General features: G+C 35.9%; 15 protein-coding genes. 10 read left to right on the forward strand and 5 right to left on the reverse strand.

Annotation, left to right across the window (positions count from 1 at the left end; translation table 11 throughout):
- Positions 1-73: 73 nt before the first annotated feature.
- Positions 74-1,315, reverse strand: a complete 1,242-nt coding sequence (hemA, locus tag FLS47_RS17430; RefSeq protein ID WP_149915598.1) for a glutamyl-tRNA reductase — start codon at positions 1,313-1,315, stop codon at positions 74-76.
- A gap of 316 nt (positions 1,316-1,631) precedes the next feature.
- Here hemA and FLS47_RS17435 point away from each other — a divergent pair, with 316 nt between their 5' ends.
- The 7 genes from FLS47_RS17435 to FLS47_RS17465 all read left to right on the forward strand — a co-directional run bounded on the left by FLS47_RS17435 (position 1,632) and on the right by FLS47_RS17465 (position 9,990).
- Positions 1,632-2,030, forward strand: coding sequence for a hypothetical protein (locus tag FLS47_RS17435; RefSeq protein ID WP_149915599.1), 399 nt, complete (start codon positions 1,632-1,634; stop codon positions 2,028-2,030).
- A complete protein-coding gene (locus tag FLS47_RS17440; RefSeq protein ID WP_149915600.1) occupies positions 2,030-3,085 on the forward strand; it encodes an AI-2E family transporter in 1,056 nt (351 codons plus the stop codon). The genes FLS47_RS17435 and FLS47_RS17440 overlap by 1 nt, the downstream gene beginning before the upstream one ends.
- A gap of 313 nt (positions 3,086-3,398) precedes the next feature.
- Positions 3,399-3,770: a 30S ribosome-binding factor RbfA gene (rbfA, locus tag FLS47_RS17445; protein WP_149915601.1), complete on the forward strand. Its 372-nt coding sequence runs from the start codon at positions 3,399-3,401 to the stop codon at positions 3,768-3,770.
- 20 nt (positions 3,771-3,790) lie between these two features.
- Positions 3,791-4,471: a leucyl/phenylalanyl-tRNA--protein transferase gene (gene aat / locus FLS47_RS17450; RefSeq protein WP_149915602.1), complete on the forward strand. Its 681-nt coding sequence runs from the start codon at positions 3,791-3,793 to the stop codon at positions 4,469-4,471.
- Positions 4,437-5,519, forward strand: coding sequence for an aminotransferase class V-fold PLP-dependent enzyme (locus FLS47_RS17455; RefSeq protein ID WP_149915603.1), 1,083 nt, complete (start codon positions 4,437-4,439; stop codon positions 5,517-5,519). Before aat ends, FLS47_RS17455 begins: the two co-directional genes overlap by 35 nt.
- Before the next feature lies 1 nt (position 5,520).
- The gene (locus FLS47_RS17460) at positions 5,521-6,168 is read left to right on the forward strand and encodes a hypothetical protein (RefSeq protein ID WP_149915604.1); all 648 of its coding nucleotides are present in this window, start codon (positions 5,521-5,523) and stop codon (positions 6,166-6,168) included.
- 1,176 nt (positions 6,169-7,344) lie between these two features.
- A complete protein-coding gene (locus tag FLS47_RS17465; protein WP_149915605.1) occupies positions 7,345-9,990 on the forward strand; it encodes an alpha-L-rhamnosidase in 2,646 nt (881 codons plus the stop codon).
- Positions 9,991-10,140: 150 nt separating this feature from the next.
- Here FLS47_RS17465 and tsf read toward each other — a convergent pair whose 3' ends face one another.
- From tsf to rplM, 4 genes are all read right to left on the reverse strand, one after another.
- Complete coding sequence (gene tsf / locus FLS47_RS17470) at positions 10,141-10,977, reverse strand: translation elongation factor Ts (protein ID WP_149915606.1); 837 nt, start codon at positions 10,975-10,977, stop codon at positions 10,141-10,143.
- 164 nt (positions 10,978-11,141) lie between these two features.
- Positions 11,142-11,942, reverse strand: a complete 801-nt coding sequence (gene rpsB, locus FLS47_RS17475; RefSeq protein WP_149915607.1) for a 30S ribosomal protein S2 — start codon at positions 11,940-11,942, stop codon at positions 11,142-11,144.
- Between the two features lie 18 nt (positions 11,943-11,960).
- Entirely contained in the window at positions 11,961-12,347 is a 387-nt protein-coding gene (gene rpsI, locus FLS47_RS17480) for a 30S ribosomal protein S9 (RefSeq protein WP_149915608.1), read from the reverse strand.
- Positions 12,348-12,358: 11 nt separating this feature from the next.
- Positions 12,359-12,802, reverse strand: coding sequence for a 50S ribosomal protein L13 (gene rplM, locus FLS47_RS17485; RefSeq protein WP_149915609.1), 444 nt, complete (start codon positions 12,800-12,802; stop codon positions 12,359-12,361).
- Between the two features lie 234 nt (positions 12,803-13,036).
- On the opposite strand from rplM, the gene FLS47_RS17490 reads away from it, so the two are divergent.
- The 3 genes from FLS47_RS17490 to FLS47_RS17500 all read left to right on the forward strand — a co-directional run bounded on the left by FLS47_RS17490 (position 13,037) and on the right by FLS47_RS17500 (position 16,865).
- Entirely contained in the window at positions 13,037-14,740 is a 1,704-nt protein-coding gene (locus FLS47_RS17490) for a tetratricopeptide repeat protein (protein WP_149915610.1), read from the forward strand.
- The gene (locus FLS47_RS17495; RefSeq protein ID WP_149915611.1) at positions 14,730-15,506 is read left to right on the forward strand and encodes a DUF4292 domain-containing protein; all 777 of its coding nucleotides are present in this window, start codon (positions 14,730-14,732) and stop codon (positions 15,504-15,506) included. Before FLS47_RS17490 ends, FLS47_RS17495 begins: the two co-directional genes overlap by 11 nt.
- Before the next feature lie 93 nt (positions 15,507-15,599).
- The gene (locus FLS47_RS17500) at positions 15,600-16,865 is read left to right on the forward strand and encodes a murein hydrolase activator EnvC family protein (RefSeq protein WP_149915612.1); all 1,266 of its coding nucleotides are present in this window, start codon (positions 15,600-15,602) and stop codon (positions 16,863-16,865) included.
- The last annotated feature ends 19 nt before the right edge of the window (positions 16,866-16,884 follow it).

A 16,884-nucleotide genomic window follows, 5' to 3' on the forward strand; every position in this document is an offset into this window, starting at 1 on the left:
AGCCAAATAGAACCACTTTATGACCCTTTTAGTGTCAGAATAAAGTATCTTTTGCTTGGAATAAGATAAGGAATTAGTTCTTTTCGAATTCGGTGTTTTTTACCAAAATTTCTTTTGCCATCACCATTGGAACTTTGATGTATTTCTTTTCCATATAGTTGATAACTTTTTCCAAAACCTCACGCGCTTGGGGATCAAGATTGTTTAAGTCTTGCGCAAAAACCTCATTCATTGCGATAGCACGAATCTCTTTAATTTTATCGGGAACCTGACGCATAGCGACTTCTACGCGACGTTGTTTGATAATAGGAAGAAATTCTTTAATATTCGCTTCAATGATGGTTTCAGCACTTTCTAATTCATTATAACGCTCTTGGATATTCTTCTCGGCAATAGCTTGCAATCCACGTACTTCGATGTAGTGAATAGAATTTTTAGCTAAAACATCAGCATCAATATCATTTGGAATTGCTAAATCAACAATGACTTTTTTGTCTGTGTCACCATTTAATAAGCTTTGGTACAAATCATTGTCAATTATTGAACCTGCAGCACCTGTACAGGTAATCATTACGTCGAAACCTTGTTTGTAATTCGCTAATTCAGTCAAAGGATAAGCTTCACAGTTTAACTCCTGAGCTAATTTTTTAGCATTTTCCAACGTGCGATTGAAAACGACGAAATTAGAAAGTTTATGTTTTTTAAGGTATTGAGCAAAGTTTTGGTTTGTTTCGCCAGAACCGATTACTAAAATTCTAGGATTTTCTGCTAATTTGATTTCTTTCAACTTGCGGTAAGCCAACGAAACTACAGAGATGGGATTGCGTGAAATGTTTGTATAAGTGTAAACTTCTTTTGCTGTTTTTACCAGTCTATCCATCATTAATCGAAGGAAATCACCAGTAAAACCCGCTTCACGACATTTTTCGTATGCACGACGAACCTGTGCTAAAATTTCTTTTTCCCCAACAACCAAACTCTCTAAAGAGCAAGACATGCGGAACAGATGATTTAAAGCTTCTAGTCCAGTGTAACGTGTTACTTGACCTAAATAACAATGAAGACGATCTGCAGGAACACAGAAATTCATTTTTTGCATAAATTCTGCAATGAACTCATCTGTCAATTCATGGGCACCATAAAAGACAAACTCCACACGATTACACGTTGCTATATAGAATACTTCTGGAATATCTAAGGTATTTTTAAGATTGATTAATCTAGCATCTAACTCTTCGTTACAGATAACTAAATTACCCAAATCTTTCAGGTCAACGTGTTTGTGTGTGAATGCAATAACTTTTAAATTCTTCAACGCTTTAACTTTCTAGCTCAAATAACTGTTGCAAATGTAGCCTAAAACCTTGGTTCTTCTGTCAAAAATCTGTCAAACCAATTAATTTAGAAAGACTCTAAATAATGGGTTTTTTATTTTTAAATGATTGATTATTAGTTTGTTTTAGATCAAACTTAATGTCATTATGACCTATGTCATATAATTAAAATCTATTTTGTAATATCAATCATAATTTGGGGTGAGGTAAGTACATTAATTTGCTTTCAAATACCTTGTTCAAATATAGGAATTAAAATATTTGGGCATATAAAATTGTAAATTTACCTTTACCATTATGTACATACTAAGAAAACCTATCGCACTATTGGGTATCGCCGTGAGCGCTTTATCAACTGTATTCTGTCCATTCCTAAAAGTGCCTCTCAAAGGTAACTGGAATCTTTATGAAACAGATACCATCTTATTTTTAATCACATTAGGGATACTCGGATTTAATGTTTTATTTTTCGTGTCACGAAAAATAGCATTGTTTCGTTTCACATCTATAGTTTATTTGATTTGGAGTATTCTAGGTTTGATTGCTGTTTATTTCAAGATCAACAATTATTTCGGAATGAAACTCGTTGATGGTTTACTAGCAAAAACATTACATATACAATGGGGATGGGCTGTACTTATATTAAGTGCATTGGTGATAGTATGGAGTGTGAAAAAAGTAAAAGAGATTAATTAATGAGACATAAACAAATCAATAATACGCCTATTAATCAAATCATGCTGATTTTGATTATTCTGCTTATATGTATACTGATATTTAAAAATCTGCTGTATTATTTACCTGGTTTTCTAGGCGCAATTACTTTGTACATATTATATCGAAATTCGTATTTCAAACTCACCGAACAGCGGAAGTGGAATAAATCATTAGCGAGTGTGGTATACATATTAATATCTATTGTCTTCATTGTATTGCCGATATGGGCTATTGTAGATTATTTAATTCCTCAGGTCAGAAGCTTTTTGAATAATACGGATCAGATCGTATTACAGTTTAATCAGGTTAAATCTTTTATGGCTGATAAACCTTTACTGCAAGATATAGATTTGTCCGATGAAGCACTTCTAAATTTTCTACAAAGATTGACACGGTATATCCCGAGTATCTTGAATTCTGTAATGGAAGTTGGAGTAAATATATTAGTCGCTCTCTTCGTATTGTACTTTATGTTGGTGCATGGTCGTATAATGGAACAATATATTGATCGTGCTATACCATTTTCGAATACCAGTAAAAATGAAATATGGGCTGAAGTAGATTTGATGGTACGATCAAATGCTATTGGCATTCCGATTTTAGGACTATGTCAAGGACTTGTTGCTATGCTTGGGTATTGGATTTTCGGTGTAGAGACTTTTATCCTCTTAGGTATATTGACCGGGGTATCATCCATTATTCCTGTCTTAGGTACAATGACAATTTACATTCCGGTATGCATCACCGTATTTGCTACTAGTTCTTTAGGTAATGGCATTGGGTTGACTTTATATTGCTTTTTGTTGGTAGGAGGAATAGATAATATTTTGCGTTTCACCATTTTAAAAACATTAGGAAACGTACCTCCGTTGATTACTGTATTTGGGGTTTTGTTGGGGTTAAATATGTTTGGCATGTTGGGTTTAATTTTTGGACCGCTGATATTGTCGTCTGTAGGCGTTTTAATCAAGGTTTATTCGAATGAATATGGAAAAGGTAACGCAATCGATATACTAGATTTAAAATTTAAATAAGTAAGCACTTACTTTTTTTTAAATTTTTCTTTTGTAATCCATTTGAACTCATTATGTTTGTAAGACTAAGGGAGATGAAAGAATGAAACTTTGTGAGTATTTACTCACGAGTGAATAACCAAAAACAAGATTAATGATAGACCAGGATGTCTTAAAACTTCAAAGATATTTTCTATCCAATTATAAAACTATTTTAGACTAATTGTAGACTTGTCCGTTCCTGTGACAAGTCTTTTTTTATGTGGATAAGCGAGGGTAAATTCTTATATTTGTAGACATGTGTGTAAACACTTTAAACCATTAGGAGAAACATATGGGAACGGAAAGTAAGAGACAACAAAGATTTGCAGGAGTTTTACAACAAGATTTAGCTGAATTATTTCAGCGTGAAGGTGGGGCATGGGCGCCAGGAGCATTTATTACCGTCACGAAAGTACGTGTAACTCCCGATCTTGCTATTGCACGTGTTTTTTTAAGTTTCTTGAATACAAATACTGCTAAAGAATCAATTGCGTCTATTAAAACAAAAACGAACGAAATTCGCTATAAATTGGGTGCACGTATAAAAAATCAAGCGAGAATTGTTCCGCATCTGGAATTTTTCTTGGATGATACGAATGAATACGTCGAGCATATGGATAAGATATTCGAAGAAATTAGCAAAGAAACTAGACAGCCAGATTAAACAATCTGGCTTTTTTGATTATGATATTTCGATTAGACGATCAACAAATTTTATTTCCAGATCCCAATTTGGCTGAAGTGGATGGACTTTTGGCTGTAGGGGGAGATTTGCGCACGGAGCGTTTACTTCTTGGCTATGCAAATGGTATATTTCCGTGGTATTCGGAAGATACGCCTATATTGTGGTATGCGCCGCATGAGCGTTTTGTACTATACCCAGAAGAAATCAAGATTAGCAAATCTATGGCTAAAGTCATGGAAACGGGAAATTTTAAAATAACCTTTAATCAATCATTTACACAAGTTATTCACAATTGTGCATCCATAGATCGAAAGGATCAAGACGGGACGTGGATAGTCGATGATATGCAGGAGGCTTATATTAATTTGCATCATCAAGGGTTTGTACATAGTATTGAAGTTTGGCAAAATAATGAGTTGGTGGGGGGATTGTATGGTGTATTAGTAGGAAAAATCTTTTGTGGAGAAAGTATGTTTTCAAAAGTTTCGAATGCATCTAAAGCAGCTTTAATATTTTTATGTCAACAATTCGATTTGGAGCTTGTAGATTGTCAGATTCATTCCGAACATTTAGAATATATGGGTGCGAAGCTTATCGATTCCAAAATATTTTATAATTTGCTACGTAAACAAGAATATTCTGCGCATGGATTACAAAAGCTTCTTCGACATTTCGAGTGAAATCACTTATCTCAATACACCTGGTAATGGGCTGATGCCGCGTTCGCATTATGCTTGGCGCGGTCGAAGAGAACAAGAATTTTTTGCTGTCGGGGGAGATCTGCGAGACCAGCAAGGGGCATTTATCACAAACATAAAATCAGAATTTGCTGCGTTATTTAATTGTTCTGTTTCGAATGTTTTTGCCTTACCGAACTTTTCATTTGGATTACATACATTGATTAATGGGTTGCCTAAAGGTTTGAAATATGCCATCCTCGATGAGGATTATCCATCATTGAATTATCCGGTGATAAGTCGTCAATTGGATTATTTCAAGATCACTGTAAAAGCTCAACTGGAAGTAAATATTGAAGATTGTATTCAAAAACATAAGGCGGATGTGTTGCTCTTAAGTGTTGTGCAATATATCAATGGATTAAAAATTGATTTGAGCTTCATTCGATATTTGAAATCAAAATACCCAAATCTAATTATCATCGGTGATGCTACGCAATACTTAGGCACAGAGCCCTTTGATTTTGAAAATTCAGGATTTGACGCAATTGGAGGTTCGGGCTACAAATGGATGATGGCGGGCTTTGGAAATGGTTATTTGATACTTTCAAATCAATTGAAAGAGCTTCTTTATGCTGACGCACAGCAAGGGGAAAGACCAAAAGAAGCGATGTGGTTGAGTAAAAGCATATTGGATACGTTTTTAGAGCCAGGGCATCAAGATACCTTGAGTCATGGTACATTAGGACAGTCGATACAGTTTTTGAAGCTTTTAGGTTTAGATAATATTCAACAACATTTGCAAGAAATCAGTGCGTATGCATATGAAAAACTAGGTGAAAGAGAGTTACTTTTGCCTGAGATAAAATACAGAAAGATAAAATCTTCGTTGATAAATATACAACTTGATCCAAAATATTATGATTTGTTGATGGCGAGTGGCATTAAATGTTTTCCACGTGGCAAAGGCATTCGAATAGGATTACATTTATACAATACATTAGAAGATGTAGATAAGTTAATGGAAGTGATTGATAAAATAGAGAAATAAGATGAATTTGAAAATAGGAGATTTAGTACGTTTTATAGATGAACCCATTGAAGGACATATAACGTCTATACAAGCGAAAGATATAATTGGTGTAACGGACGATACGGGTTTCGAAATCCCCGTATTGCGTACAAAGGTAACTTTAGTGCATGGCAATATGCGCACAATCGAAGATGAATTGGATGATTTGCCAGCACAAACGAATTTACCTTTTGTGTCGAAAGGTATTTTTATTGGTGTAGCAGGAGAGCAAAAGGATGGTTTGGCTAAGTTTTATATTATCAATGAGACTTCATTCGAATTGTTAGTTTCTGTATCTGAAGTTACAGGATCAAAAACTACGGGCGTTTTTGCTAATTCTGTACCCAAACATGATTATGCACAAATTTATACTGCAAACTTTTCATCAGTGGGAAAATGGCCAACTTTTCAGTTGCAAATTATCCGTCACTCCCGTTTGTCACAAACTCAAACGCAACCAATAAGCAAAGAGTTTCGTGTGAAACCGTTGGATTTGATTAACTCCAAGGAACGCGTGGAAATGTTGAATGAGAAAGTTTGGCTGTATGAAATTGATAAGCCTGAAGAAGATATTGGCTTGGATAAACTGAAATCTCATTTTATCTCGCACAGACCGAAGGGAAGATAAACTTAAGTCTTAGCAATTTGCTAGGACTTTTTTATGGCAATTTGGCTTTATATCTTCTATTATATTCAACAATTTATTTTTCAAAGTTCTTTTTTCGGTTTTTATCGGCAGTAAATTTTATTACTAAATCGGGAGCTTCGGCACGTGACTTTTCATCTGTATTGCTGATAACAGTTCTATCTAGTTTGTTTTAAGATTAACGATAAATCAGAGCTTTTATCAGAAACAGATATTGAGGGAGTTAGTACCGGCACCTTAATATGAGTGATAATGACCTTTATCATTTGTTTATCAAAGGGGATTCGCATGCTTTTGATGAGATATACATATGATATAATTCGTTGCTGTACATTTTTGTTCTAAAGAAAGTGGATAATCATGAAGATGCTTAAAATATAGTACATGATGTATTTTCGTGGTTGTGGGAGCAAGGGAGAAGGCATATCATTTCGGTTTCTCTAAAAAGTTTTCTCTATAAGGCTTCACTGAATAAAGTCTTGGATTATTTTAGAAAGAAAAAAGTATTCGATCGATATATCAATTCGAAAGATGAATTTTTCAACATCGTTTCTAATGGAACTGATTTTCTTATTCGTGAAAAGATATTCAGCAGTTAATCTCTAGTGAGTTTGAAAAGATGCCGCCTAAGATGAAGGAAGTGTTCAAACTTAGGACAGAATTTTATCTCGATAATACAGAAATAGGTCAAAATCTAGGTATGAGTATCCAGAAAATGGAGTTCAAGTCGCTATTTGTACGGGAGATTGGATAGGAGTACGTGTGAATGTACGTAAAGATATAAGCAGTCCATGGCTACTCTTCAAACTTAAAGACGATAGATCCGAAACGAAAGATTTGGCAAACTTGCATCCTGATATAATCGAAAAGTTTAAAGAAATTCAATTAAAAGAACATCAAATTTCTCAAATCCATGAATGGGAATTCTTGAACAGCAAGAAGCCTAAAAATTAACTGTAATCATGATTGATTAATAGTGTGTGTGGAAGGTAGCTAGAAGGCTACCTTCTTTTTTTATGCTTCTGGAATTTTTTCAGAAGTTTGAAGAACGTATTGAATGAAAATTAATAACTATCGTCTGAAAACCTTATCTTTCTGATAATTTAGCTATTGAGACGTTTAACGCTCAATTATTGGATTTACAATATCTACCTTTTTATGAAAACATTCTTTGCTATTATATTTGCATTGATCTATCATCAAAGTTTACTTGCAAGTAATCGAATTCCAAACGGTAAGCCAATTGACCTTAAATGCGAACATTTGATAAATCCTGTAGGTATTGATAATACTCATCCTCGATTTTCATGGAAGATAAATGATAATAGAATAGGGGCGATACAGAAGGCTTATCAAATTCTTGTTAGTACTGATTCGATTTCTTTAACTCAAAATGAAAACCTGTATTGGGATTCGGAGAAAGTGTATCAATCTGACATTTTGGTAAAGTATAATGGTAAAAGCTTAGCACCACAATCGCGATACTTTTGGAAAGTAGTTTCTTGGGATAAGGATGGAAAGCAGCATTCTTCCTCAATTGCATCTTTCGAAATGGGAATGCTGTCGACAAAAAGTTGGAAGGGAGCTTGGATTAGTGATCATCATGACATTCATTTCAAACCAGCACCTTATTTCCGCAAGCAATTCACAGTTAATAAAAAGATTAAATCAGCGCGAGCTTATATTGCGGTAGCAGGATTGTATGAACTATCGGTTAATGGTCAGCGAGTTGGTGATCATTTTTTAGACCCCATGTATACCAGATTCGATAAAAGAACATTATATGTCACGCATGATGTGACATCGGATTTACAAAAGGGTAATAATGCTATTGGTGTAATTTTGGGAAATGGTTGGTATAATCATCAATCTTTGGCTGTGTGGGATTTTCATAATGCACCATGGCGTGGACGACCTACTTTTTGTTTGGATCTACGAATCGTATACGAAGACGATTCTGAAGAAATAATTAAAACAGAGCGCGATTGGAAAACTTCTTTTGGTCCAATTATAGCTAATAGTATTTATACGGGTGAACATTATGATGCACGATTAGAACAATCTGGGTGGGATAAGCCGGGTTTTGATGATTCGAAATGGCAAGGTGTCCGTTACCGCAGTGTTCCTTCTGGTAATATTGTAGCACAACAGATTGCTCCAATTCGATTAATCCGAGAGTATAAACCAATTTCTGTGAAGAAATTTGACGAGAAAACTTACCTTTTTGACCTTGGACAAAATATGGCGGGAATTTCTAAAATTAAGATTAAAGGAAAAGAAGGAGTCATTTTGAAAATTGCGCATGGAGAACGCCTACATGAAAATGGTAGATTGGATCTTTCGAATATTGATGTGTATTATTTGGGCGATAAAGACAAAGATCCTTTTCAAACTGATATTTTAATTCTAAGCGGTAAGAAAGTAGATACATTTATGCCTAAGTTTAATTACAAGGGATTTCGCTATGTGGAAGTTATAAGTTCTGAACCTATTGAAATGAATGAATCAAATCTTGTAGCTTATTTTGTCCATAGCGACGTGAATCAAAAGGGAATTGTTTATACATCATCTCAACTTGTTAATGATCTTTGGAGGATTACCAATAATGCGTACTTATCGAATCTTATGGGCTATCCGACGGATTGTCCACAGCGTGAAAAAAATGGCTGGACTGGAGATGGACATTTGGCTATTGAGACGGCATTGTACAATTACGATGGTATTACAGTGTACGAGAAGTGGTTGGCGGACCACCGTGATGAGCAACAACCAAATGGTGTATTGCCTGATATTATTCCGACAGGTGGATGGGGGTATGGTACAGCAAACGGTTTGGATTGGACGAGTACTATCGCGATTATTCCTTGGGAAATTTACCAGTTTTATGGGGACAGTGAGTTGTTGAAAGATTGCTATGAAAATATAAAACGCTATGTAGATTATGTGAATGGAATTAGTGTAAATGGATTGACGACTTTTGGTCGTGGAGATTGGGTGCCTGTGAAATCTACTTCTGATTTGGAGTTGACTTCTTCAGTTTATTTTTACTTGGATGCAAAGATTTTAGCCGATGCAGCTAAACTTTTTGGAAAGGAATATGACTTCCAAAAATATAAATCACTCAGCGAGAAAATAAAGAATGCTATCAATGCTAAATTCTTAAATATTGAGACTGGTATTTACGCTTCTGGTACGCAAACAGAATTAAGCGTGCCTTTGCATTGGGGTGTTGTGCCCGAGGAAATGATTGCTAAGGTGGCTGCCAATCTCAATCAAAAAGTTAAAGAGACGAACTACCATTTGGATGTCGGAGTTCTTGGTGCAAAAGCGTTGTTAAATGCGTTAAACAATAATGGCTATGCGGAATCTGCTTACAAAGTTGCGGTGCAAGACACATATCCTTCTTGGGGTTGGTGGGCTGCGAATGGTGCGACCACTTTATTGGAAAATTGGGATTTAGAAGCTGAAAGAGATATTTCGGATAACCACATGATGTTTGGGGAAATAGGAGGTTGGTTTTTTAAATCCTTAGGTGGGATACTTCCGGATCCAACAAAACCAGGATTTAAACATATAATATTGAAGCCAATTTTTCCAGAAGGTTTAGAACATTCGGAAGTTTCGCATGAATCACCATACGGGAAAATTGTTTCTAAATGGAAGAAAGGTAATAAATCAATTGTTTATGATATTGTTATTCCTCCGAATTCATCTGCAACTTTCTTTGCGCCAGCAAATATTTCAGGCGAAAGAGAGATCAAGTTAGATGCGGGAATACATCAGTTGAAGCTTAAATTCAGATAGTTTGAATACCATTAAGATGGAATCTGAAGAATAATAAAATCATATGTTCTTTCAGTTTCATTTCGTGAAAAATTAATTCTAAAAAAACAACGCCATGCTTAAATCTAAGCATGGCGTTGTTATATCTAAATTTAGTTCTTAATACTAAACTTATGCTCCTAATTGTACACGTTTGAAAGCAGTTACAGTTAATCCTTTAGATACTGAATCTAAGAATTGAGCGATGTTTTTAGAAGAATCTTTAACGAACTCTTGGTTCAATAAAGTAGTTTCTTTGAAGAATTTGTTCAATTTACCTTGAGCAATTTTCTCAGCCATTTCAGCTGGTTTGCCTTCAGCGATGATTTGTTCTTTCGCGATAGCGATTTCACGCTCGATAGTATTAGCATCTACACCATCTTTATCGATAGCGATAGGGTTCATTGCAGCGATTTGCATAGCTACATCTTTACCAGCTTCGTCAGCACCTTCTGCGTCAGCAGAAAGACCAACTAATACACCTAAACGGTAGTTACCGTGGATGTAAGCTACTACTTTGTCTCCTGTTACGATTTCGAATTTAGAAACGTCGATTTTCTCACCGATAACACCAGTTTGCTCGATTAAAGCTTCTGAAATTACTTTACCATCAACAGTTAAAGCTTTCAATTCCTCTAAAGAAGCAGGAGTGTTAGCTAAAGCTGCTTCAGCGATTTTGTCAGCGAAAGCTACGAAATCAGAGTTTTTCGCTACGAAGTCAGTCTCACAGTTTACTTCAACTACGATACCAGTTTTACCATCAGCTGATGATTTAGCAATTACAACACCTTCGTTAGAATCACGGTCTTGACGGCTAGCAGCTACTTTAGCGCCTTTTTTGCGTAAGTAGTCTACAGCAGCTTCGAAGTCACCGTTAGCTTCTACTAAAGCTTTTTTACAATCCATCATACCTGCGCCTGTTTGTTGACGCAATTTGTTTACATCTGATGCAGAAATTTGTACTGACATGATATTTTCTTTTTTAATAAAATTACAATGTTGTCATTAACAAAGCGATGAGCTATTGTTAAGTTTTTGGTTCTTTTAACAAAAAAACCGGAAAGACGTGCGTGGGTAAGGAAGTGAAACTCCCAGAAACCTACACTTGTCTATCCGGCTTTATATATAGAATATTATTCTACGTCTTTTGCTTTACGAGTGCGTTTTCCTGAAGCATCAGCGTCACCATTGTCTACAGCAGCTTTAGCAGCAGCAGCTTCTTTTTCAGCATCTTCTTCTTTGTCGCGTTTACGCTCGTCCAAACCTTCTACGATCGCTTGACCAATGATACCAGCGATAAGGCTAATAGATTTAGTAGCGTCATCGTTAGCTGGGATAGGGAAGTCGATGTTTGTAGGATCAGAGTTTGTATCTACCATCGCAAAAGTAGGGATGTTTAACTTGATAGCTTCAGCTACAGCGATGTGTTCTTTTTTCACATCGATGATGAATAAAGCTGCAGGTAAACGGTTTAAGTCAGCGATACCACCTAAAAGTGCTTCTAACTTAATACGCTCACGTTGAATCATCAACTTCTCTTTTTTAGACAATACATCGTATGTACCATCTTTTTGCATTTTGTCAATAGTAGTCATTTTCTTGATAGACTTACGAACTGTTGCGAAGTTTGTAAGCATACCACCTAACCAACGTTCAGTAACATAAGGCATGTTTACAGCCTTAGCTTGTTGAGCGATGATTTCTTTTGCTTGTTTTTTCGTTGCTACGAATAAAACTTTACGACCTGATTTTACGATTTGTTTGATAGCTGAAGCAGCTTCCTCTAATTTCGTAAGAGTTTTGTTCAAGTCAATGATGTGGATACCGTTGCGTTCCATGAAAATGTACTTAGCCATTTTCGGGTCCCATTTACGAGTAAGGTGACCAAAGTGAACACCTGCATCCAATAAATCCTGATAAGTAGTTCTTGCCATTTTTTGATCCTCCTTTGATTAACGTTTACTGAATTGGAATCTTCTACGAGCTTTCTTGCGTCCTGGTTTTTTACGCTCAACCATACGGTCATCACGTGTTACTAAACCTTTAGCACGTAAAGCTGGTTTTACTTCTGGATCAAGTTCTACTAATGCTTTAGCGATTGCTAAACGCACAGCTTCTGCTTGACCTTTAACTCCACCACCTTGAACGTTAACTTTCACATCAAAATTTGCTAATGACTCCGCTACCAATAAAGATTGAGTAACGATGTATTGCAATGGCAATGTTGGGAAATATTCTTTGTAGTCTTTACCGTTTACGGTAATGTTTCCGCTACCTGCTCCTAAGTAGATACGAGCAACAGCAGTTTTTCTTCTTCCTGAAGTGTTAGTTGTTGACATGTTTGTTCTCCTTAAAATTTAACTGGTTTTGGATTTTGCGCTTCATGCTTGTGCTCTGTTCCAGCATAAACAAAAAGGTTTTTGAATAACTGACGACCTAAACGATTTTTAGGTAACATACCACGTACCGCTTTCTCGATGATGCGCTCAGGGTGTTTAGCCAATAATTCTTTCGGAGAAACAAAACGTTGACCACCTGGGTAGCCAGTGTAGCGAACATATACTTTGTCGCCTAATTTGTTTCCAGTCAATTTGATTTTGTCTGCATTAATAACGATCACGTTATCACCGCAGTCTACGTGTGGGGTGAAAGATGGTTTGTGCTTACCACGAATTACTTTCGCAATTTCACTAGCCAATCGTCCCAAGATCTCTCCTTCAGCGTCAACAACAATCCATTCTTTGTTAACGGTGTTCTTGTTGGCAGAGACAGTTTTGTAACTTAACGTATTCACTTGCTTCTATTTAATTAATTAATACTTTTTTAAACCGCTTGTAATCGCTACAATCGGATTGCAAAGGTAATGATTTTATTCTCAATAATAAAGCATATCCCCACTAAAATTTTATTTAACTTTTTTTAAGTTTTTAAATATTAAACTTCTAGTTTAGAATTTACTCTTTTGTAAGTCTAGATTACTACCTTAGTGAGTCTGAAAGAGAGAAAGTGAAAATATTTAATCATTAAGATGAGTATACAATTAATATATAGATTTCGTAAGTATTTTTTGGTTTTAATTTGCTTGGTTGCTTCAATTGTTGCTTACGGGCAAACAGATGAAAATTATAAGGAAGAGCTGAAAGCTGTTGAGAGCAAATTACGAGAGGGGAAGTTTCAAGAAGGACTACAGCTTTTGGATGAGATTTCTGTCAAATATCCAGAAGTAGCTGATATTTATTACGCCAAATCTTTGATTTTGGTACAAATGCGTGATTACGATGGGGCTGTTGAAAGTGCAACGCTAGCTTATGAAAAACATAAAAATATGTTTTATGCGAATCACCTATTAGAGCTTTATAAAGCGAGGAAAGATTTGCCAAATGGTATTGCCTTATTACTAGATCTACAAAAACAATTCCCTACTCACGAGGGATTGAGTCGGGAATTGTTAATTCTATATGCGGAGAATAAGCAATTGGATGAAGCTAAAAAGTTGCATGCCAAATTGATTACTTCAAGCCATTCGGACACGTTGAATCTTGTGATGGCCGAGGTGTATATGAATGCAGAGGATCTACCAGCTGCAAAAAAGTTGCTAGCCAAAATGGATGGCAAATCGATGATTCCAGATGTTTATGGTTATTTGGGGTATATCAATGGGCAAGAGGGGAAGCAAAAAGAAGCTTTGGCGGCCATAGAACGTGGAATCAAACGCACAAGTGATAAGGGGTTATATTTAGATCTAGCGGATACATATAAAAGCATGGAAAGATATGAGCCGATGTTTAATGCCTTGAAAATAGCTTTTAATACTTCAGAAGTTCAGGTTTGGGATAAATATAAGTTTTTGGTAGGGTTGATGAACGAGCAGGGAACATTGTCAGATGATAAATTACAACTTCTAGCGAATTTATTAGAAACCTACCATCCAGATGTCTTAGAAGCGCAGATATTGAAGGGAGAATTGCTATGGAAGCGTGGTAATGTAGAGGAAGCGCGTTCTGTTTTTTTGAAAGTTGCCTCTTCAAATCCGAGATACATTTCTGCATGGAGATTAGCGATTAATACAGATTTGGCATTAAATCAACCTGATGAAGCGATTAAACACGGTGCAGAAGGATTAAAACACAATCCAAATAATACGGAGCTGCTTTATTTTACGAGCATGGCGTATGCTGCAAAATTGGATTACAATACAAGTAAAGAGTTTTTAGAAACTGCACTGAATTATTCAGAGAATGATACTAATTTCTTGCGTTCTTTAATTTATAGCTCATTAGGGGATCTTTATCATGAATTGAAAATGGAAAGTATGTCCGATGTCGCTTATGAGGAAGCAATTTCACTTGATAGCACGAATGTGACTGCATTAAATAATTATGCTTATTATTTGGCGGTGCGTAAAAAGGAATTGGATAAGGCAGCCACCTTTTCAAAGCTTTCTAATGAGCTTGAACCCAATTCCGCTACCTTTAAAGATACGTATGCTTGGGTATTATTTCAACAAGAGAAATATAGTGAAGCACTCACTTGGATAGAAGAGGCGGTGAAGTTGGATAAGAAATCTGCTGTATTGTTAGAGCATTATGGCGATATCCTCAGTAAACTAAACAGAGAAAAAGACGCCGTTGTTCAATGGCAGAAAGCGTTGAGTTTAGAGCTGGAAAAAAAATCAAATCAGAATCTTGCAAAGATTCAGCAAAAAATTAAAGAAGGTAAATATGTGGAATAAAATATGTGCGATAGGAATAGGAGTTGCTATAATGACATCGTGTGGTTCGCGTAAGCAAGTAGCGAATACAAATTCGGGGGCAGAAAGTACGGTTATTAAACCCAATGAGAATGCTGATTATTTAATTAATAACCTTGATTTTCATAGTTTTTCGGGTAGAGCCAAAGCAAAAGTTGAATTAGGTGACGAGAATCAAGACGTCACTATGCATGTACGTATTCAGCGCAATAAAGCGATTTGGATTTCTCTTACAGGGACATTTTTAAATGTTGAAGGCGCTCGATTACTAATTACGCCAGATAGTGTCAAGATAATGAATAAATTGCAGGGAGAATACACAGCAAAACCTTTCAATTTTATACATAAGTACACGGGTGAGGGCGTGAGCTTTAGCGTATTGCAGGATTTATTAATAGCGAATGTATCCTCTGATTTATTGCGTACGGATCAAATGACTGTAGCAAAAGCTACCGATGATGTGCAATTGGTAGGTGTAAAAAATAATTTGTCTTTTCAATATAGTCTAAATGGCAAATTTAGACCAAAAGTTATTCGCCTGACGCCAGTAGGAAAGAACCAGAGCCTTGAAGCTTTTTACAGTTCATTTAATGATGTGACGGGCTATAATTTTCCTCAAAATCAAAATATAAAGTTGAGTTCTTCAGGGATTCAAGTCAACGCGGTATTAAATTACAATAAAATTGAATTTAATCAAGAGGTGGAAATGCCTTTTACAGTGCCGTCTAAATACAAAGTTTTGAATTAATTGCATGTTAAAATAATCTTTTTATTAGGCAAGTCAGTTAGATATCACTATTTTTGGAAGTTGTACAAAAACGAGTAAGCCAGGGCTCCATTCATGAATTTTAGACATATATTATTAAGCATATTTTTTGTTTTCTTCATTAGCCATCTGTCATTTGGACAGAGTAGTGCGCAGCTAAAGAAGCAGTTGGAGAAAATTAATTCCGAAATTGCGAATCTTAATAAAGAGCTTTTGGCGAAGACAAAGGAAAAGCTTCTTTCGCAAAAAGAAGTTTCTGCATTGAGTAGACAGCTGAATCTTCGTGAAGAAAAAATTTCGGTTATCAGTAAAGAAGTCAATAACCTTACATCTCAGATTAACAAGAATACGAAATCAGTTAATGAGCTTAAAGCAGAATTAGAAAAGATGCGTAAGGACTACGAAAAGATGATAATGTTTGCTTTTCGTAACAAAAATGGATACAACAAAATGATGTTCATTTTTGCTTCTAAAGATTTCAACCAAGCTTTCAAGCGTATCAAATATTTACAGCAATTTTCGGATGCACGTAAAACAAAGGCAGCTGAAATTGAAGCTGTAAAAAAGGATATTGAATTGAAAATCGCGCAGATGGAAGCCGATCGCAATACACAACGTGGATTATTAGCGGATCAGCAAAAAGAGCGTGAAATTATCAGAAAAGATAGAGCTCAACATCAATCGCAATTAAATTCTATTGTCAAAGAAGAGCGTACTTTCAAAGGGCAGTTATCGAAAAAACAACAGGAAAAGAAAAAAATGGAGGCATTGATTCGTGCGGCCATTAATAGAGAAATAGCTGAAGAAAGACGTAGAGCAGAGGCAGAACGCAAGCGCTTAGCGGAGGCTGAAGCAAAACGTACCGGTAAAACTGTAGCAGAAGTAGAAAAGGCAACTCCTAAGAAAACAGATAGCGAGATTCTTCGTTCTACGCCAGAAGCAGCAAGACTTTCGGCAGATTTCAAATCGAATAGAGGGCGCTTACCTTGGCCTGTGGCGCAGGGAAATATTGTCCGCAATTATGGATCATATACGGTAGACGGTATTACAAGTTCTGCTCCAGATGTGGGGATTCGTACGACTGATGGTGCAGGGGTTAAAGCTGTATTTGAAGGTGAAGTTGTACAAGCTGTAGCTGGTGTGGTTGTCATAAAACATGGTGAATATTTTAGTTTTTATTCGAACATGTCATCTGTTTCAGTTCGTAGAAGGCAGAAAGTAAGTCGCGGACAGCAAATAGGTATAGCAGATAAAGATCCTGAATTAGGTTATACAGTGGTTTACTTCGGTTTATCACAAGGTCAAAATGATTTTAATCCATCACCTTGGTTAGCAAGATAGTTACACGAGAATAACAATT

Source organism: Sphingobacterium cavernae (assembly GCF_008520265.1).
Taxonomy (GTDB): domain Bacteria; phylum Bacteroidota; class Bacteroidia; order Sphingobacteriales; family Sphingobacteriaceae; genus Sphingobacterium; species Sphingobacterium cavernae.